The sequence below is a fragment of the Candidatus Streptomyces philanthi genome (assembly GCF_059553635.1).
Window position 1 is genome coordinate 1 of record NZ_JCANQV010000109.1, and the last position, 18516, is coordinate 18516.

At 72.6% G+C, this 18516-nt stretch carries 11 protein-coding genes; 1 reads left to right on the forward strand and 10 read right to left on the reverse strand.

Annotated elements, in window-relative coordinates; all coding sequences use genetic code 11:
- From AC51EU_RS15200 to AC51EU_RS15215, 4 genes are all read right to left on the reverse strand, one after another.
- A partial coding sequence (locus tag AC51EU_RS15200) for a non-ribosomal peptide synthetase (RefSeq protein ID WP_496267449.1) occupies positions 1-2924 on the reverse strand: 2924 nt, incomplete at its 3' end.
- The gene (locus tag AC51EU_RS15205) at positions 2921-7489 is read right to left on the reverse strand and encodes a non-ribosomal peptide synthetase (protein WP_496267450.1); all 4569 of its coding nucleotides are present in this window, start codon (positions 7487-7489) and stop codon (positions 2921-2923) included. The genes AC51EU_RS15205 and AC51EU_RS15200, both read right to left, overlap by 4 nt.
- Positions 7490-7822: 333 nt before the next feature.
- Positions 7823-8110: a hypothetical protein gene (locus AC51EU_RS15210; RefSeq protein WP_496267451.1), complete on the reverse strand. Its 288-nt coding sequence runs from the start codon at positions 8108-8110 to the stop codon at positions 7823-7825.
- 76 nt (positions 8111-8186) lie between these two features.
- Positions 8187-9986 carry a carbamoyltransferase family protein gene (locus AC51EU_RS15215; RefSeq protein WP_496267452.1) on the reverse strand — a complete coding sequence of 600 codons (1800 nt, stop codon included), beginning with the start codon at positions 9984-9986 and terminating at the stop codon, positions 8187-8189.
- Positions 9987-10588: 602 nt separating this feature from the next.
- Between AC51EU_RS15215 and AC51EU_RS15220 the strand changes: the two genes are divergently transcribed.
- The gene (locus tag AC51EU_RS15220) at positions 10589-11542 is read left to right on the forward strand and encodes an alpha/beta hydrolase (RefSeq protein ID WP_496267453.1); all 954 of its coding nucleotides are present in this window, start codon (positions 10589-10591) and stop codon (positions 11540-11542) included.
- An 85-nt stretch (positions 11543-11627) separates the two neighbouring features.
- Here the strand turns inward: AC51EU_RS15220 and AC51EU_RS15225 are convergent, their stop codons facing one another.
- The 6 genes from AC51EU_RS15225 to AC51EU_RS15250 all read right to left on the reverse strand — a co-directional run.
- Entirely contained in the window at positions 11628-13343 is a 1716-nt protein-coding gene (locus AC51EU_RS15225; protein ID WP_496267454.1) for a fatty acyl-AMP ligase, read from the reverse strand.
- A complete protein-coding gene (locus AC51EU_RS15230; protein WP_496267455.1) occupies positions 13340-16072 on the reverse strand; it encodes an aminotransferase class III-fold pyridoxal phosphate-dependent enzyme in 2733 nt (910 codons plus the stop codon). Before AC51EU_RS15230 ends, AC51EU_RS15225 begins: the two co-directional genes overlap by 4 nt.
- Complete coding sequence (locus AC51EU_RS15235; RefSeq protein WP_496267456.1) at positions 16069-16968, reverse strand: phosphopantetheine-binding protein; 900 nt, start codon at positions 16966-16968, stop codon at positions 16069-16071. The genes AC51EU_RS15230 and AC51EU_RS15235 overlap by 4 nt, the downstream gene beginning before the upstream one ends.
- Positions 16969-16978: 10 nt before the next feature.
- Positions 16979-17233, reverse strand: coding sequence for an acyl carrier protein (locus AC51EU_RS15240; RefSeq protein ID WP_496267457.1), 255 nt, complete (start codon positions 17231-17233; stop codon positions 16979-16981).
- Complete coding sequence (locus AC51EU_RS15245) at positions 17226-18101, reverse strand: alpha/beta fold hydrolase (protein ID WP_496267458.1); 876 nt, start codon at positions 18099-18101, stop codon at positions 17226-17228. The genes AC51EU_RS15240 and AC51EU_RS15245 overlap by 8 nt, the downstream gene beginning before the upstream one ends.
- Positions 18088-18516 (reverse strand): nitronate monooxygenase (locus tag AC51EU_RS15250; RefSeq protein WP_496267459.1); only part of this gene is annotated, 429 nt, incomplete at its 5' end. The genes AC51EU_RS15250 and AC51EU_RS15245, both read right to left, overlap by 14 nt.

Sequence of the window (18516 nt, forward strand, 5' to 3'; positions counted from 1 at the left end):
AAGGCGACGAGCGACCGTTCGAGCGCCTCGGTGCCCTCGACCAGGACGGCGCTGGCGCCCACCGCCGGGTGTTCGCCGAGGACCGCGTCGATCTCGCCGAGTTCGACGCGGTGCCCGCGGATCTTGACCTGCTGGTCGGCCCGGCCGAGGAACTCGATCTCACCGTTCGGCAGGTACCGCCCCAGATCGCCCGTCCGGTAGAGGCGTTCACCGGTCGCGGGGTGGTGCCAGAAGCGTTCGGCGGTGCGGTCGGGGTCGTTGAGGTAGCCCTCCGCGAGTCCGGTCCCGGCGATGTGGAGTTCGCCGGCGACCAGGTCGGGGCGGTCGCGCAGGGCGCTGTCGAGGACGTGGAAGCGCTGGTTGGCGAGCGGGGCGCCGTAGGGGATGCTGCGCCAGTGCGGCTCGACGCGGCGGATGCGGTGGTGGATCGACCAGATCGCGGCCTCGGTGGCGCCGCCCAGGGAGACCAGTTCGGCCCCGGGCAGGTGCCGCCCCGCGTGCGGGGGCAGGGCGAGGGGGATCCAGTCGCCCGAGAGCAGCGCGAGCCGCAGCCGGCCCAGGTCGCGGGGTTCGGTGTCGAGGTAGTGCAGGAGCATCTGCAACTGGGCGGGGACGGAGTTCCACAGGGTGACGCCGTGCCGTTCCGACAGGTCCGCCCAGTGGGAGGGATCACCGCGCCGGGCGGGGTCGGGCAGGACCAGGGCGGCGCCGGCGGCGGGCGGCCCGAAGAGGTCGTACACGGACAGGTCGAAGCCCAGGGAGGCGAGGCCGAGGACCCGGTCGTGGTCGCCGACGGCGAAGCGCCCGTTGATGTCGTGCACGGTGTTCGCGGCCGCCCGGTGACTGATCATCACACCCTTGGGCTCACCGGTCGAACCCGAGGTGTGGATGACGTAGGCGAGGTCGCCCGGTGCCGCGTCCGCCCCGTCGGGCGCGTCGGACGGCGCGAGCCGCCCGTCGGCGGACACGGTGACGCCGCGGATACCCGGGGGCGGTTCCGGCGCGGTGCCGGTGTCCGGTACGAGCGCGTAGCGGGCCCCGCAGCCCGTGAGGATGCGGTCGCGGCGCACCCGCGGCTGGCCGGTGTCCACGGGCACGTACGCGGCCCCCGCGAGCAGGGCGCCCAGGACACCGGCGACCTGGTCCCGCCCCTTGTCCATGAGGACGGCGACGAGGTCCCCGGGACGGCAGCCCGCGGCGCGCAGCTCCCGGGCCACCCACGCGGCCCGCCCCAGCCACTCCCCGTAGGTCATCGTCCCGTCCGCGTCGATCACGGCGGTCCGGTCAGGGAACTTCCGGGCGTGGGCGACCAGGGGCGTGTGCAGCAGGCCGCCAGGCTCGGGGGCGGTGGTGGCATTGACGGCGTCCCGGCGGGCCCGCTGCCGCTCCGGAAGGCCCAGCGGATCGGCCTCCTTCCACGGGGCGTCCTGCGCGGCCAGGCGGCGCAGCAGCCGGGTGAACGCGGCGAACATGTCGTCCACCAGGCCCTCGGGGAACACCCCGTCCCGGACGTCCCAGTTCACCTCCAGACCGCCGAACTGGTCGGTGGCCTGGCAGTCGATCCACACCTGCGGTGTCTGGCTGATCCCGTACACGGGCCGGAGGTTCCCGGCGTCGTCCCCGAGGGCGCGGCCCACCACGCCGATGCCGCCGGTGAACACCACCGGCATCAGGGCGGCCTCGCGTCCGCGGCGCCGGGCGAGTTCGCGCAGCACCTCGACGCCGCCGCACAGCCGGTGGTCCAGGTCCTCGAACAGCTGCTCCCCCAGGCTCCGGGCGCGGTCGGCGAAGGCCGCCCGGTCCGCCTGGTCCACGGCGAGCAGGCTGACCGAGGTGAAGTCGCCGAGCAGCCGGGCCACATGCGGGTGCAGGGGCATGCGGTGGAGAACGGTCAGCCCCAGGCAGAACCGGGCGCCGGCGCTCCACCGGCCGATCGTCTCGGCGTACGCCGCGAGGACGGCGTTGGCCGGGGTGATGCCGTGGGCGGCGGCCCGGCTCTTCAGGGCCTGCCAGTCCGCCTCGTCCAGTGCGGTGCCGTGGCGGTGGAAGCGGGGCGGTACGCCGGACGGGTCGTGGCCGTCGGCGAGGGGCAGTGCCGGGGCGGCGGGCAGGTCGTCGATCCGGTCCCACCAGTAGGCGCGGTCGCGCGCGTAGCGTTCGGTGCCGCGCAGCCGGCGCTCCGCGGCGACGTAGTCGCGGAAGGTGGCCTCGACGGGCGGCAGCGGGCAGCCGGGCCGCGCGTAGCGGCGGTCCAGTTCGGACAGGAGCAGCTGGATGCTGATCCAGTCCAGCACCATGAAGTCCATCGAGAGGTGCAGCAGGCTGCGGTCGGTGAGGCGGGTGAGCCGCAGCTCGTACAGGGGGCGTTCGCCCGCGGGGTGCACCCGGTGGGACAGTTCCTCGCGGACGGCGGCGAGGGTGCCGGTCGCGGTGGCGGTGTCCGCGTCCCGCAGGTCGGTGACGCGGATGCGGGTGTCGGGGAGGACGGGGGCGATGCACTGGGTGCCGTCCTCGGAGATGACCGAGCGGAGCATGTCGTGGCGTGCGACGAGGCCGTCCCAGGCGTGTTGCAGCCGCTGCGGGTCGAGGTCGGCGGGGCGCCGGAATTCGAGGTAGATGTGGCAGGAGACGCCGCCGTAGTCGAAGGCCGCGTCGCGGCCGAGCAGGTAGGCGGACTGGATGTCCCTGAGGGGGAAGGGCCGGTGGCGGGCCTCCGGTTCGGCCTCCCACCCGGCGTCGGGCGGGGCGGGGGCGGCCGCCCGGTCGGGCAGGCGGGCCAGGAGTTCGTCCTTGCGGCCGCGCAGGACGGCGAGGCGCTCGTCCGTCATGACGCCGCGCGGGGCCCGGAACCGCAGCTGCCGCCCCTCCCGCCACACACGGATACCGGCGCTCTCGAACTCGCCGAGCAGCTCACTGGCGTTCACAGCACACCTTCCTCGAAGTCTTGGCCAAAGGCCCCGGCCCCCGTCGTCCCGTCGCGGTCCGCCGACCTCAGTGACTCGATCAGCGCGCTCAGACCGGCGAGGGTCGGCGCGCGCATCACGTCCCGCATGGGCAGCTCGACGCCGAGGGCCGTGTGGACCTCCGTCACCAGGCGTGTGGCGAGAAGGCTGTCGCCGCCGAGCGTGAAGAAGTTCTCGTCGCGGCCCACCGAGTCGAGGCCCAGCAGCGCGGTCCACAGCCCGGCGACGGTCTCCTCCGTCGGGCCCCGCGGTGGTTCGGCCGCCTGCCGGGGCCGGGTCGCCAGGGAGGCGAGCAGGTTCTGGACGCGGCGCCGGTCGACCTTCCCGTTGGCGCTCAGCGGCAGGGCGGGCAGTGCCGCGATGCCGGACGGGACCATGTGGGCGGGCAGCCGTTCGGCGAGCCGGCGGCGGAGTGCGTCCGGGTCGAGTCCGCCCGCCCCGTGCGGTCGTCGCGCCGTCACGAGGACCTCGCCGCCGGGCTCGGTGCGCAGCACCCGCGCTCCGGTGAGTCCCGCGGCGGCGCAGGCCCGTGCCCATCGCGGCCCGGGGTGCAGCCCGGGCCCGTCGGTCCGCAGGCGGCCGGCCTGCGCCTGGAGGGGCAGGGCGACCAGCAGGGCGAGCGGGGAGAGGCGGGTGCGTTCCAGCAGGTGGAGACGGCCGCCCGGCTTGAGCAGCAGGGCCACGGTCGCCACGGCGGTCTCCGGGTCCGGCATCCGGTGCAGGACGTTGTTGGCGATCACCGCGTCGAAGGCGTGCAGATGCCCGGCCGGTATCGCGGCGGTGCCCTGGTGGACGGTGCGCACCCGGTGCGGCAGGTCGGCGAGGCGGGCGTCGGCGGTGGCCAGGTGCGGGGCGGAGGAGCCGAACACCGTGCAGTCGACGCTGCCGGGTTCGAGCGCGGCGAGGAGCCGTGCGGCCCCGAGCCCGCTCGTGGTGTCCCAGTCGGCGATCTTCAGGGGTCCGTCAGCCGCGGAGGCCCGCAGTGCGTCCGCGACGGCCGCGAGGCAGCGCGCGGTGCCCGGCATCGCGTCGTTGAGTCCTTCGGGGGACAGCACCGGGTCGTCCAGGAGCACCGAGGCGGGGGCCTCGCCGGACAGGACGGCCGTGAGGACGGGGCCCGCCCACGCCAGCGCGGTCGCCACGGCCTCCAGCGGGGTGCCCTGCGCCTGGTCGCGCAGCCGGGCGGCCCGTTCGGGGTCGCGGGCCTGCGCCCACCGCCTGCCCGGCCGGACGGCGGGTCCGTCGCAGCGTACGACCTCGTGCCGCGCGAGGTGGTCCAGCCAGGCGTCCTGGACGGGGCGCTGCTCCTCGCACACGGCGAGGGCCGGTGCGGAGCCGGGCTCCACGAGGGGGGCGACGAGTGCGGCCAGCAGCGTCTCGACGAGACGGAGTTCGAGTCCGGCGTCGTCCGGCGCGGGCCCGTCGCCGGCGGCCGCGGGCTGCTCGCCGTCCCCGCCGGTCTCCGTCCCCTCGTGCCGCGGGGCCGTCCCCTCGTACCGCGGGGTGTGCTCCACGACGGCGGCGACCAGTTCGCGGTGGCGTTCGCCGACGGTGACGACGACGGCGCCGGACACCTCGGGCCGGGACTGGAGGACGGCCTCGATCTCCCCGAGTTCGACCCGGAAACCGTTGATCTTCACCTGGTGGTCGAGGCGTCCCAGGAACTCCAGGTTCCCGTCGGGCCAGTAGCGTCCGAGGTCGCCGGTGCGGTACCAGCGTTCGCCGTCCGCCTCGGGGAAGCGTTCCGCCGTCAGCTCCGGCTCCCCCCGGTAGCCGAGGGCGACGCCGGTGCCGCCGATCCACAGTTCGCCGGGCACCCAGTCGGGGCAGTCCCGTCCCCGGCCGTCGACGACGCGGTACTTCTGGTTGCGCAGCGGCTTCCCGTACGGGATCGACCGCCAGTGCGCGGGGACGTCGCCGATCTCGTGGGCGTTGGACCAGATCGCGGCCTCGGTGGCGCCGCCGAGCCCCACGAGCGCGCACCGTCCGCCGGTCGCGGCGGCCAGCCGTCCGGGCAGGTCCAGGCCGATCCAGTCGCCCGACAGCAGGGCCAGCCGCAGCGTGGGGGGCAGCGGGGCCCCGTCGGCCGCGGTGAGCAGCATGTCCATCAGGGCGGGCACGCTGTTCCACACGGTCACGCCGTGCCGGGAGCACAGGGTGAGCCACCGCTGTGCGTCCCGCCGGTCGGCCTCGTCGACCAGGACCAGCGCGCCGCCCGCGGCCAGGAGGCCGAAGACGTCCCACACCGACAGGTCGAAGTCCAGGGCGGAGAGGGCCAGTACGCGGTCCTCCGGCCCGACGCCGAACCGCTCGTTCACGTCCTCGACGGTGTTGACCGCGGCCCGGTGGCCGATCTCGACGCCCTTGGGGGTGCCGGTGGACCCCGAGGTGAAGATCACGTAGGCGGTGTCGTCCGGCTCCGCGCGCACCGGCGCGGCGAGCGGCTCCTCCCGCAGCGCCTCGGCGACCGGCAGCACCTCGTACCCGGGTCCGGCCGGCCGCGGGGACGCCGTGCCGTCGAGGACCAGCCGGGCGCCGCTGAGTTCCCGGATGCGGGCGCGGCGCGCGGCCGGCTGGTCGGCGCCGACGGGTACGTAGGTGGCGCCCGCGGCGAGGACGCCGAGCACCGCGGCGATCTGGTCGGGGCCCTTGGGCGCGGTGACGATCACCGATGTGTGGCGGCCGATGCCCCTGCGGGCCAGGGCCGCGCCGATGCGCAGGGCCCGTTCGGCGAGTTCCCCGTGGGTGAGCCGGCCGTCGGTGCCCCACAGCACGGCGGGCCGCGCGGCGTGTTCCCGGGCGCGGGCGAAGAACGCCGAGTGCAGCAGGGCCCCGCTCTCGGGCCGGGCCGCGGAGTTCACTGCGGCGCGGCGGTTCCGCTGCCCGGCCGGCAGCGCGGGGTCCGGTGCGGGGCGTCCGTCGTCCGCCGCGAGGTCCCCGAGCAGTGTGGTGTAGGCGGTCATCATGGTGTCCAGTACGCCCGCGGGGAAGAGGTCCTCGACGGCGTCCCAGGCCAGCAGCAGGCCCCCGGAGCGGGTGCGGTAGACCTGGTGGTCGAGCCAGACCTGCGGGGTCTGGGAGACCATCCACGCGAGTTCCCCGAAGCGTGCGGCGCAGGCGTCGGGCACCAGCGGCGCGTCGAGGTTGCAGGCGAAGACGACCGGTGCGGCACGCGGGGCGTCCGGGTCGGCGCGGACCAGGTCGCGCAGCACGTCCACGCCGGTGTACGCGGCGTGCCCCACGTCCTCGTGCAGCTGCTTCTGCACGGCGAGGGCGCGTTCGGCGAAGTCCTGTCCGCGGGTCAGGTCGACCTCCAGCAGCACCAGGCTGGTGAAGTCCGCGACGATGCGCCCGATCTGCGGGTGCGCCTCCAGGTCCCGGTCGAAGAGGGGGAGGTTGAGCAGGAACCGTTCCTGGCCGCTCCACCGGGCGAGGATCTCGGAGAAGGCGGTGGCGAGCAGTACGGCCGGGGTGACGCCGCTCCGCGCGGCCCGCCGGCGCAGCGCGTCCCACTCGGCGGGGGCCAGCTCGTGGGTGCGCCGGGCGAAGCGCGTGGGTGTCACGTCGGCGGGCTCGGCGGCCAGCGGCAGCCGGGGGCCGCCGGGCAGTTCGGGCAGCCGTCGTTGCCAGTACGCGCGTGCCGTCGCGTGTCCGGTCCGCCGGGCGTCGGCGCGGTGGGCCAGGTACTGCCGGAAGGTGCAGGTCACCTCGGGTACCGAGGCGGGGTCCTCGTACAGGGCGGCCAGGTCGGCGAGGAGCAGCCGGATGCTGTGCACATCGGCGACGAGCAGGTCGACGTTGAGGTGCAGCCGGTCGCGGCCGCCGGGCAGCCGGCTGAGCCGGACGTCCATGACCTCGCCGGCGCCCACGTCGAGACGCCGGTGCGAGAGCCGGCCGCGCAGTTCCTCCAGCGCGCGGGAGGCCGCTTCCTCGGGGCGGTCGCCGACGTCGTGGACGGTGAGTCCGGGCCAGGGCGAGCGGGGCAGCACGCGCTGGGTCCCGTCGGCCTCGAACCGGGCCCGCAGCATGGGGTGCAGGTCCAGCAGGGCGCGTACGGCGGTCTCCAGCCGGCCGGCGTCGACCTCCTGGGCGTCGATCTCCAGGTAGGCGTGGCATCCGACGCCGCCCAGGGGCTGGTCGTCGCCGCGTCCGATCCAGTACGCCTGTTGCACGGCGGTGAGCGGGAAGGTCTCCCCGTCGTCGGCGGGGAGGTCCCGGGCCGGTGCCTCGTCCGGCGGGGGTGTCGGCCCGGCCGTGTTCCCCAGCAGCGCGTACCACGCCGACAGGCGGGGGTCCGAGGCCAGGCGCCGGAAGTCGGCCCGGGCGCCGGCGCGGTTGAGGCGGTTGGTCAGCTGCATCAGTTGCAGGGACTGGAGACCGAGTTCGAAGAGGTTGACGTCCTCGTCGGCGGGGCCCAGTTCCCGCTCCAGTGCCCGGGAGACCTCCTGCCGCAGGGTCTCCGGCTCCCACGGGGGAGCCGGCCTGCTCACGGCCGCGGACTGGGGCGACATCATCTCCTGTGACATCCGTCAACTCCGGTTTTCGTCGGTCTCGTACGAGCGGCTCTGCGCCCGCTCCCCCCGGTGACGGGCCGACTCGGGAGCGACCGGAAGCCCGGCTCAGCCTCACACGGGGTGGCTGGCCAGAATCTGGATGCTTTCTGGGACCCTTCCGCGGGGGCGGACGGCGCGTGACGGGGGCCGCGGGAGGCCGCCGTGTCAGGGGCGTCGGCCCTGACGGGCCGTCCCGTCCGGTGGGCGCGGGAGGCGACGCGCCGCGCGTCGTGCCGGGGGCCTCCCGGAGGGAAGTGCCGGGAGGAAAGAGGTCAAGCGGCCTGCCGTCCTGACCTCTTCGGCTCCTCAGATCCGGCTGTCGGCGCCGGGACGCGTTCCCATGCGCTCACGGCAGGCGAATTTCGTCCCCTCGACCGTGCTGCGGGCCAGGGCGACGGCGTCGTGCAGGAGTTCACGGCGGCCGGCGTGGCCGTCGTCCTGGGTGCGCAGCAGGACGGCGGCGCAGGTGAGGGCGTCGCAGGCGGCGTTCACCTCCGGGACGCGGCGGTGGGAGTCGCGCAGTTCCAGGGCCAGTTCTTCCAGTTGTCGGACGACCTCGGCGAGGTCCACGGTCGTCTCCTGGACGGCACGCATGGAAAGCCCCCTTCGTGTTGGTCTGCCCGGTGCCGGGACGCCGTGCGGCGGCGTCCCGGCGGGAGCACCGCGGTCGTCATGCGGGCCGGTCGGTCTTGGTGACGAGGTAGTTGCCGAGCACCAGGTGGTCGATCTCGGTGCCGAGGAAGCACTTCAGGGCGTCGGCGGGAGAGCACACGATCGGCTCGCCCGCCACGTTGAACGAGGTGTTGATCAGGCAGGGCACATCGGTCAGCGCGGTGAACCGGCGCAGCAGCGACGCCAGCAGCGGCGCGTCCTCGTCCGTGATGGTCTGGACCCTGGAGGTGCCGTCCACGTGCGTCGCGCCCGGGATGACGTCGTGGTACTCCGGCCGTACCGGGAACACGAACGTCATGTACGGCGAGCGGGTCTTGCGGCCCATCTCGAAGATCTTCGGCGCGTCCTGTTCGAGCACGATCGGCGCGAACGGCCGGAACGGCTCACGGTGCTTGACCCTGGTGTTGATGACGTCCTTGATGTCCGGGAACTTCGGGTTCGCCAGGATGCTGCGGTGTCCCAGTGCCCGGGGGCCGTGTTCGAGCCGGCCCTGGAACCAGCCGATGACGACCTTGTCGGTGAGCAGCTTCGCCACCTGGTCGGCGACCTCGTCCCGGTCCAGCCGGGTCCACCGCACCCGGTCGCCGAACGTGTGCAGGGTCCGCTCGATCGTCGCGTCCTCGTACTCCGGCCCGAGGTAGGGGGTGACCGCGTCGGCGTACTTCACCTCGGCGGTGTTGTCCGGGTGGTGGGCCCAGGCGTGGACGGCGGCACCGATGACCACTCCGGTGTCACTGGCGCCGAAACTCACCGCCATGTCCTCGAAGCGTGAACCCTCCAGCAGTTTGGTGTTGTTCACGCAGTTCAGGGCCAGACCGCCCTCGAACAGCAGATGCTTCAGGCCGGTCTTGGACTCCAGCGCGCGAAGTTGGTGGCCGGTGACGACCGTGAGCATTTCCTGTGCCGCGGCGGCCAGGTTGGCCTTGTACGCGACGGTGTCCTCGAACGGGCCGAAGTACTTCTCGAAGAGGTCGTCGAAGCACCGGGGATTCTCGATGTCGTGCGGCCGGCAGAGGGTGTAACGCCCGTCGTCGTGGAGCTGGACGATGTGGTCGAGGAACGGGTTCGGCGAGGGGGCCTCGGCGAAGCCGGAAAGGCCCATCACCTTGTACTCGTCGTTGTTGGGGACGAAGCCCAGATAGCGCGTGATCGAGGCGAAAAGGTTGCCCATCGAGTCGTTCGCGCTGATCGTCGACTCGTCGAAGACACGGATACGGCCGTCACGGATCTCGCCGATCAGCGAGGAGAAGAGTTCGGCGCGGCCGTCACTGATGAGGAAGGCGATGTCCTTCATCCCGGCCATGTAGTAGCCGGTCATCGCATGGGCCAGGTGATGCTGGACGAACACCACCTTGTCCGGGTCGGGGGTGAAGCCGGTGCGTTCGGCGAAGTCGGCGAGGATCGCCTCACGGCTGAGGGCCTTGTCGAACAGCTCACCGAGGCGTTCGAGCCGGCCCTCCTTCTCCTCGCTCGCCATCGGAGCGGCCTCAAGTTCGGCCTTCATCGCGTCGAAGACCTCGGTGGAGAAGTTCCACGGGACGGCGATGAGGTCCACGTCGGAGAACCCGATGCCCGCCTTCTCCAGACACCACTTCACGGCGTTGGCCGGGAAATCGGAGGTCTTCTTCTCCCGGTTGAGGCGTTCCTCCTCGACGGCGGCGACCAGTTCGCCGTCCACCAGCAGCGCCGCACCCGCGTCGTGCCCGAGAACGTAGTGCTTCTCGGTGCCGACCGCGCCGTACCGGTCGGCGAAAACCTCTGCGCCCCGGGTGAACCCGTTGCACCCCAGAACAATCATGGCCACTTTCCTTCTCTGTTGTGCCGAGTCACATGCACCGTCGTGACGGTGCCGCACGGGGAGATGCACCGGCCGTCCGCGCCGCACGGCCCGCCCGTCACCGGACTGCGTCAGCGGGACGTCCGCGCGGCAAGGGACTTCGCGGGGCACTTCGCACGGACCGCCCGCCGTGCCCGAGGCGCGGCGTCCCGGGGTGCCCGGAGGCCTGTCCCCCGTCGCGCGCCCTCCCCGTCCCGGACCTCACATCCGGACGGGCCTCCCCGCGCGGAGATATTCGGGCGGTATTCCCGCCACCAAATTGCCCGGTCAGGCTAGCGGCGCAGATCAGCCCCCGGCAACATGCGGATCTCACCGCCGCACATGCGTTTTTCACAGCCCTGCGAGAATGACGAAGAAGACGTGCCCGAAGCATCGGAATTCCATGCGGGGACCGCTTTTTCCGCACCGTAATGCGATGATGTCCCGAGCGGGGAAAGAGGGCGTGGCCGGAGGCGGACGCACAGCTTCAGGAGTCACCGCCCGGGAATTCCCGGCGGCAGGCGTGTACGCCGCATTTCGCATCGGACCAGTCCTTGGGAGGGACTGCTGTGCCATTGGACCGCATGCTCCGTCACCTCATCGTCTGGCAACGCGCCGACGGCCCTCCGGTTCCGCTCCGCGCACTGACCGTCGAGCAGGCCCGCGACCGGTATCTCGCGAATGCGATCCGCCCCCGTCGGGACGACGACTCCCGCGACGCGGTGGCCGCCGTCGACCGGACGGTCCGGGCCGCGGACGGATCGTCGTTCCGCTGCCGGCTCTACACCCCCGGGAACGACGAGGGCCGGGTGGTCACCTATCTGCACGGCGGCGGGTGGGTGGTGGGCGACATCGAGAGCCACGACGGAGTCTGCCGCCTTGTGTCGGCGTCGCTGGGTGCCGTCGTCGTCTCGGTGGATTACCGGCGGGCGCCCGAATTCCCCTACCCGGCCGCGCATCGCGACGCCGCCGCCGCGGCCCGCTGGACGAGCCGGTCCTTTCCCGACCGGGACCATGTGATCGCCGGTGACAGCGCCGGCGCCGCCATGGCGCTCCGTGTCGCACTCGACGCGCGCGACACCGGCGACCTGGAATGCGCGGCGCTCCTGCTGCTGTATCCGCCGGTGGACCCGAGCCTGCGTTTCGCCTCGGCCGGCGCGCATTCCGAGGGATATCTGCTGTCCGTCGACGACCTGGCCTGGTACTACGAGCACTACGTTCCCGACCCGCGGCAGCGCAGCGCCCGCGCTCTCGATCTGCTCGCCGCGGACCTGCGGAACCTGCCGCCCACGGTGATCGCGACGGCGGAATTCGACCCTCTTCATGACGAGGGCGCCGAATTGGCGGACAAACTGGCCGTCTCCGATGTCGATGTGACCCATGTGCCGGGGCCGGGCCTGGTGCACGACTATGTGCTGTTGCAGGACGTGGTGCCGGCGGCGGCCGGGTGCGCCCGGCGGGTCCTGCGGGAACTGGACACGGTGCTGCGGTCGGCGCGCGGAGCCGGCCGACCCGCGTGGGCGGTGCGAGGGGACTGAGCCGGCGGCGCGCGACAGGCCGCGACCGCCGCACAGGAACGGTCCGCGGGCGCCCGGGGGCCCGCGGACCGTTCCGGCGGCGGCGTCAGGAACCGTCGCGGCCACCGGTCTCTTCGCGCCCGCCCCGGACGACGAACATCGACCGTGCCTTCGCGCGCTGGAGCTTTCCGCTGGTGGTCTTGGGAATGCTCCGCCTCGGCACCAGATGGATTCCCGCGGGAACCACACCGGTGCGGGAACCGACCGCGGTCCGGACGGCCTGGCGCAGCGCCTCGTGCTCCGCGGCGTCCAGCTCCGTTTCGACGATCATGTGGAGTTCCTCGGACTCGGCGTCGTCGTCCCGGCGTCCGACCGCGACCACGGCGCCGAGGCGCACACCGGGCACGGTCTCCGCGGCGTGCTCGAAATCCGAGGGGAAGTAATTGGCGCCGCGGATGATGACGATGTCCTTGGCCCGCCCCGTGATCCGCAGACCGCCGTCCCGCAGATAGCCGATGTCACCGGTCCGCCACCAGTCCGGCGCGTCGGTCGCCGCGGCGGTGTCGTCCGGCAGGTCGAAATAGCCGACCGTCCGCGAGGGGCCGCGGAACTGGACATGGCCTATCCGGTTCTCCCCCAGGGGCCGGCCGTCGCCGTCGACGATGCGGACCTCCGTGCCGGCCACCGGTTCACCGCAGTCGACGACCCGTAGGGCGTCCTCGTCGTGCGGGTCGGCATCGGTCACCCGTGCGTCGGCGACGGCGGCCCGCCGGTCGAGGGAGTCGAAGACGAGCGGTGCTTCCGGCCGTGTGGTGGTGATGACGAGTGAGGCTTCCGCCATGCCGTACGCGGGGGTGAAGGCGCTGGACGGAAGGCCCCATCGGGCGAATCGCTCGACGAATCGCCGGCCGGTGGCGGGTTGGACGGGTTCCGCACCGCAGAGCGCCACCCGCCAGCTCGACAGGTCCACTCCGTCGAGTTCCTCGTCGCGTACCCGGGCGGTGACATAGCCGTAGGCGAAGTTCGGCGCGGCCGCGACCGCACCGCGATAGGTACTGATGTGCCGGAGCCATTCGGCCGGTGCGCGAAGGAATCGCGTGGGCGGCATGAGGACCGCGTTCCCGCCGGAATAGACCGGGCACAGCAGTCCGGTGATGAGGCCCATGTCGTGGTAGAGGGGCACCCAGCTGACGGTTGCCTCCGCGTGGGTCCATCCGATGGGGCCGGTGAACTGCTCGCAGTTGGCCGCCAGATTGGCGTGCGAGATCATGACGCCCTTGGGAGTGCCCGTCGAACCCGAGGTGCACTGGATCACCGCCAGATCGTCGCCGTCCGGCAGACGAAGGGGGTGTTCGGGGGCGTCGTTCGCGGTGGCGCGTGCGTGGAGCGCGTCGCCGTCGATCAGCCGGGTGTCGGTGAGATGCGGGAGTTCCGCGATCACGCTCGCCGTGGTGATGACCGCGGCGGGCCGCAGATATCCCATGAGGTCCTTCATCTGCCCCTCGGCCCCCGCGGCGCCGCCGAAGCGTACGGGTACGGCGATCGCCGTCGGCACGGCGCCGAGCAATTGGGTGCCGAAGAAGGCGGTGAGGAATTCCCGTCCCGTCGGCAGGCAGAGCACCACCCGGTCACCGCGGCCGACACCGTGTTCCGCGAGGGCGGCGGCGCAGCGTGCCGCGTTCTCGACGAGAAGGTCGTACCGCAGGAATTCCTCGTGGCCCGGCTCCGGTATCAGCGTGACGCCCGATCCGTCGGCACCGCGTTCCGCCTGTGCCAGCAAAGCGTGCAGAATGCTCGGGAAACGCGGTCGCAGTGCGGTCATCCGATGTACTCCTTGAGAGTGCTGCTGAACTGGTCGGTGATCCAGGGCTGGACGGACACCTCGTCGGAGACGATGTGGGCGGGGCGGAACCCGTGGCGGACGGCCAGGTCCCGGGCGGCGAGTACGCCCGCGGAGGTCAGGCCGCCGTAGGAGGGGCTCGGTGTCCCGGGTTCCAGGCCGAGCAGGATGGTCTCGGCCATGCAGGAGTACAGGATTCCCGGTGGCAGGGTGATGCCCGGGAAATGGGGGATCTGCAGGCCGGGCAGTTGGATCCGGCCACCGGACACCAGGGTGACGTTCGGCAGGGCCGCCACCGCGGGGTGCACATCCCCGGGGACCGCGAGGTCGCAGACGAGGACCTTGCGGTCTCCTGCGAGGTGATGCGGTGCGATCACCGGATCGGCCGCGTTGGTGGCGCTGAGCACGATCGGGCAGTCCCGCAGCGCGTCCAGGTCCTCGGCCACGGAGACGTCCGTCAGGTGGGCGAGCCGGCCGGCGACCGTGGCGAGCCGCCGGCCCGAACCGGGCCGGCCGACCAGTACCAGCGATTCGCAGTGCGGGGCGATGAGTTCGGCCATCACCGCCCCGATGTTGCCGATGCCGCCGACGAGGCCGACGCGGCGTTCACCGGGTCCGGATTCGGCCAGTGTCAGCCGCAGCAGGTCGCAGGCGCAGGCGGCGGTCAGAGAATTGCCCGAGGTCACCCTGATGCCGTCCTCCACCACGTCCCGGGCGGCATTGGTGACGATCGAGGTGTGCCCGCCGAGGCCGATGACGCCGGCGCCGAGGGAGACGCCCAGTTCCACCGCGTCGAGCACGGTGCGGCGCAGCCATGCCCCGTGGCCGGCCTGGAGCGCGGCCACGGCCTGGGCGGCGGTGAACGGCGCCGCCACCATGATGACCTCCACCGCCCCGTGGCTCTCGGAGGTGACGCGGTGCCGGGCGACCTCGAAGGGGTCCGCCTCCCCCTGCATCCGGTCGAAGACCGCCGCGCACTGCGCGTCCGTCCAACCGGCCAGTTCCGGCGCCAGGGACCGCAGTTTGCCGGGGACGTCCATGTTGGCGAGGAACGCGACACGCGGCACCCCGCCCCGGCTCGCGCGGTGCCCCGCGGTGCGGTCGCGGCGCGGCAGCGGGACGTGCTGCGGCGGCTGCCACGTGCTGGTCGCCGGGACGGTCAGATGCTCCAGCAGCGTCGCGTAGTCACCGCGCGACAGCAGGGCGGCGATGTCGTCGAACGCGGCGGCGATACGGTCCACGTCGTCCCGTTCCAGCAGTGCCGACGGTTGGACGCGGACGGTGGTGGGGGCCGAGAGGGTGGGGATGACCCGGATGCGGTGGGTGTGCAGCAGACGTCCCGCGATGAGGTAGCCCAGCGACTCGGAGTCGAACACCTCGCGCAGCAGTCCGGATTCGGGCCGGGGCAGGGAGAATTCGACGCCCAGCAGCAGTCCGCGGCCGCGCACCTCGACGACGGCGTCCGGCCACCGTGCCGCCACGTCCGCCAGCCGGTCGCGCAGCAGTGCGCCCGTCTCGATGATGCGGTCGCGATAAGCGAGGGCAAGGTCGAGCGCGGCCGTCGCGATCCGCGACGAGAAGTCGTCGTCGGCGAAGGTGGAGGTGTGGTGGCGGCCGAATTCCGGTACGTACCGGTCCTCGGAAACCAGCAGGGCCGAGATTTTCGCCAGTCCCCCTCCGAGGGATTTCGAGAACAGGTAGTAGTCGGCGGTCACACCGGATTTCTCGGAGGCGAGGAAATCACCGGTCCGTCCCATGCCGCACTGGATCTCGTCGAACACCAGGGCCGCCTCGTGCCGGTCGGCCAGCTCCCGCAGGGCGGCCAGCGTCCCGGCGGGCACCTCGTGCACCCCGGACTCCCCCTGGACGGGTTCGGCGAAGCAGGCCGCCACCGGGGACAGCTGGCGGACGGCCGAGTGCGGCACCCCGGCGGCGTCGACGCGGACCGAGGGGACCGGGACGCGTGCGGAGTCGAGGGCGGTCACCACCGCCCGGGGCGTCCAGTCGTGCAGCCGCCGGTGCCGGGGGCCCGGGACGTGCAGGTCCGCGGGAACGTTGCCGCCGTGCGTCAGGGTGCCGGCGCCGGCCGACTTCCCGTGGAACGCGTTCCGCAGCGAGACGAACACCGGGTCCGTCCGCCGGAGTTCGGCGAGCGTGTCCAGGGCCTCGCTCAGCACCTCCCCGCAGGGGCGGCCCGCCGCGGGCCCGCTCGCGCAGGGCACGTCCGCGATGCCGTCGCGGCGCAGCCGCCGCAGCGCGACCTCGTACTCCTCCTGGAGTGCGCCGAGCCGCCGCCGGTGGGCGACGGTGGCGTGCTTCACCGCGGCCTCCACCGCGTCGGCTCCGGTGTTGCCGAGGGTGACGACGTAGCTCGCGCCGGTCGTCGCCCCGACGACCGACGAGAGCCGTTCGCCGAGTTCGGCCGCGCCGGGGCGGACGCTGGCCTGGGCGTGGAAGGGGATCTGCTCGTCGAAGCACCGGCGTGCCACCTTGAGCAGTTCCGGGTGGTTGTGCCCGAGCAGGGACGAGCCGGCGCCGCCGACGAGGTCCAGCACCTGTTCGGTGGCCGGTGGGTCCTCCTCGCCGCCCGGCAGTTCCCGGGCCAGGTGGTCGCCCTGGCCGGACCGGTAGACCACGTCGAGGTGCAGGGCGCGGAAAAGCCGGGCGAATTCCGGCCGGGCGTATTTCGCGAAACCAGCGTCGGTGTTCATGCGTCGTTCTCTCCTTGCCCGGTCCGTACCGCCAGCGATGCGGTGACCTGGTCCACGACGTCACGCAGGGTCCGCATCGAGGCGGCCCGGTCGTCCGGAATACTCACGTCGAAGACGGATTCGATCTCGACTATCAGGTCGATGGTCCGGATCGAGTCGAGGCCGTAATCCACCAGCGGGGCGCCGGGGTTGATCTCGGGTATCAGCAGCCGGCGACGGAACAGCTCGTCGACGACCTCGAAAACCTCGCGGTTCATGGGCTTCTTCCCCCATTCGGTGCACTGTTCCTTCGGCCGGTACGCGCTCGGAAGGACGGGCATTCGTAGAGTTCGACGCCGTATCGCCACGGCGAGCGAGAGGTCTTTCCGCGAACGGACCCGCACCGGGACCCGTTCGCCGCGGTACGACGCGGTCAACGCGTCGTCGCAACGGGCGAGTTCGATCCGCCAGAAGAGGAATTCCTCGTCCGCGCCCGTACCGTTCAGGGCCTTGAAGGCCGCTTCCTTGGCGGCGAACAGGTCCCGCGCGGTGTGCTCCCCGGCCGGTGGGAGCAGCGTGCGCCGCTCCCGTTCGCGCAGGACGAATCCGGCCACACGAGGAGTGATGACGGCGTCCTCGATGTCGACGCCCACGGCCTGGGCGCCGGGGAGCACCACCGCGACCGCCAGCCGGCCGGTGTGGGAGATCGAGCCGGGGAATCCCCGCGGGAAGCACGGCCGGCCGCCGGGGCCGCGGGGCACGGCCCGGCGGGCCGACCCGGCCGAGGCCAGGGCGGCGGCGGCCGCGTCGCGCCCCGCCGCGAACTGCTCGTCCGGTCCGTGGGGCCACGGCACCGGGCGGAACGCGATCGCGGTGTCCGGTGCGACGCCCGCGGAAAGGTCCCCCTCGGCGGTCACCGTCCGGCCTTCAGGCCCGCAGCGCCACGACGTGGCCCGCGAGCGAGTCGATGGAGCGCAGCACCTCCGGCTGGACGTCGTCGTCCCATTCGAATCCGAACGCGTCCTCCATCGCCACCAGCAGGCTGACCAGCGCGGTGGAGGGCACGCCCGCCTCGCGGAGGGACGCGGTGTCCGGCACACCGCTGACGAAACGGTCGCCCCCGAACAGGTCGACGAGCAGTTCACGGATGCGCTGCCGGACCTCGGCCGCCGTGTCAGGCATGCGGTTGCGCTCCTTCGACCTCTTCGACGAACGTGCGGACGATCGCCTGGAAGCCCTCGGGGTCGTCGAGGAAGGGCACATGGCCGGCGTTCGGCATGATCTCGCAGCGGCCGCGCGGGAACAGTGCCGCCACTTCGTGGCCGCGGGTCGGGCTCAGCAGGATGTCGTCGTCGCCGAGGACGATCAGCGTCGGCGCGGCGACACGGCGCAGCAGGTCCGGGCCGGCCTCACCGGTCTGGGCGAGGTGCAGGCCGTTGGCGAGGTCCTCGGGGGTGGACATCGCCAGGAAGCTCTCCCGCAGCCCCAGGAATCCCGGCGTGCCGGAGTCCTCGTTCATCTCCCCGCTGATCACCTCGGGGTACATGTGGCTGTACAGGGCGGCCATGCCGTGGTTCTCCAGCGTCAGCAGCCATGCCCGTTGCAGCTGCCGGTGGCGCCGCATGCCGCGCGTTCCGAAGACCGGGCCCGCCAGCACCAGTCCCCGGACGCGGTCCGGGTGGGCCAGGGCCACGTCCCTGGCGAGTTGGGTGGAGGCCGAGGTGCCGACCAGATACGTCGAGGCGATGTCCAGGGCGTCGAGGAGTCCGATCAGGTCCGCCGCGTGTTCCTCCCACGTCGGCTCGTGCGCGACGTGGGAGGACGCGCCGTGGTTGCACATGTCGTAGCTCACCACGCGGTGGTCCTGTGCGAGTTCCGCGGTGTACTCCCGCCAGAACGGGCTGTTGATGAAGAAGTTGTTGAGGACCGTGATGGCGGTGCCCTCACCGGTCGACTCGTAGTAGAGCTCGACGCCTTCTCTGGTCCGGGCGCGCGGGGCGCCCTCGCGGTACTTGAGGTCGTGGTGTTCCTGCGCCTCACCGACTGGCATGGCTTTCCTTTCTGTTGTTCCCGGCGGCTTCGGCGCCCGTGAGGACGTGCGCGAAGCGGGCGACGATGCCGGCCGCCGGTATTTCCTCGGAGACGGCGCCGCAGGACAGGCCGCAGTACATCGCCATCTCCTCGATCCGGCCGCTGGTGGCGTCGGTCGGGACGGCGGAGCCGAAGCGCGGCACCAGGTACGGCTTGCCCTCGACGACCGTGCGGCCGATGAATTTCCTGGGCTGTCCGGGGTCGGCGGTCGCGGACGTCGCCAGCACGCGGTGCCGCCGTCCCGGCCATCCGATCTCGTAGACATCGGTGATGACCGTGTCGGTCTCCTCGGCGGTGGTCACCGCGGCCTTGAAGCGGGCGTGGGCCCGTGATTCGCGGGCGACGACGAAGGCGGTGCCGAGGAGGACGCCGTC

Coding starts and splice junctions, on each gene's coding strand:
- AC51EU_RS15205 (WP_496267450.1), bottom strand. CDS start 7,489: ATGTCACAGGAGATGATGTCGCCCCAGTCCGCGGCCGTGAGCAGGCCG.
- AC51EU_RS15210 (WP_496267451.1), bottom strand. CDS start 8,110: ATGCGTGCCGTCCAGGAGACGACCGTGGACCTCGCCGAGGTCGTCCGA.
- AC51EU_RS15215 (WP_496267452.1), bottom strand. CDS start 9,986: ATGATTGTTCTGGGGTGCAACGGGTTCACCCGGGGCGCAGAGGTTTTC.
- AC51EU_RS15220 (WP_496267453.1), top strand. CDS start 10,589: ATGCTCCGTCACCTCATCGTCTGGCAACGCGCCGACGGCCCTCCGGTT.
- AC51EU_RS15225 (WP_496267454.1), bottom strand. CDS start 13,343: ATGACCGCACTGCGACCGCGTTTCCCGAGCATTCTGCACGCTTTGCTG.
- AC51EU_RS15230 (WP_496267455.1), bottom strand. CDS start 16,072: ATGAACACCGACGCTGGTTTCGCGAAATACGCCCGGCCGGAATTCGCC.
- AC51EU_RS15240 (WP_496267457.1), bottom strand. CDS start 17,233: ATGCCTGACACGGCGGCCGAGGTCCGGCAGCGCATCCGTGAACTGCTC.
- AC51EU_RS15245 (WP_496267458.1), bottom strand. CDS start 18,101: ATGCCAGTCGGTGAGGCGCAGGAACACCACGACCTCAAGTACCGCGAG.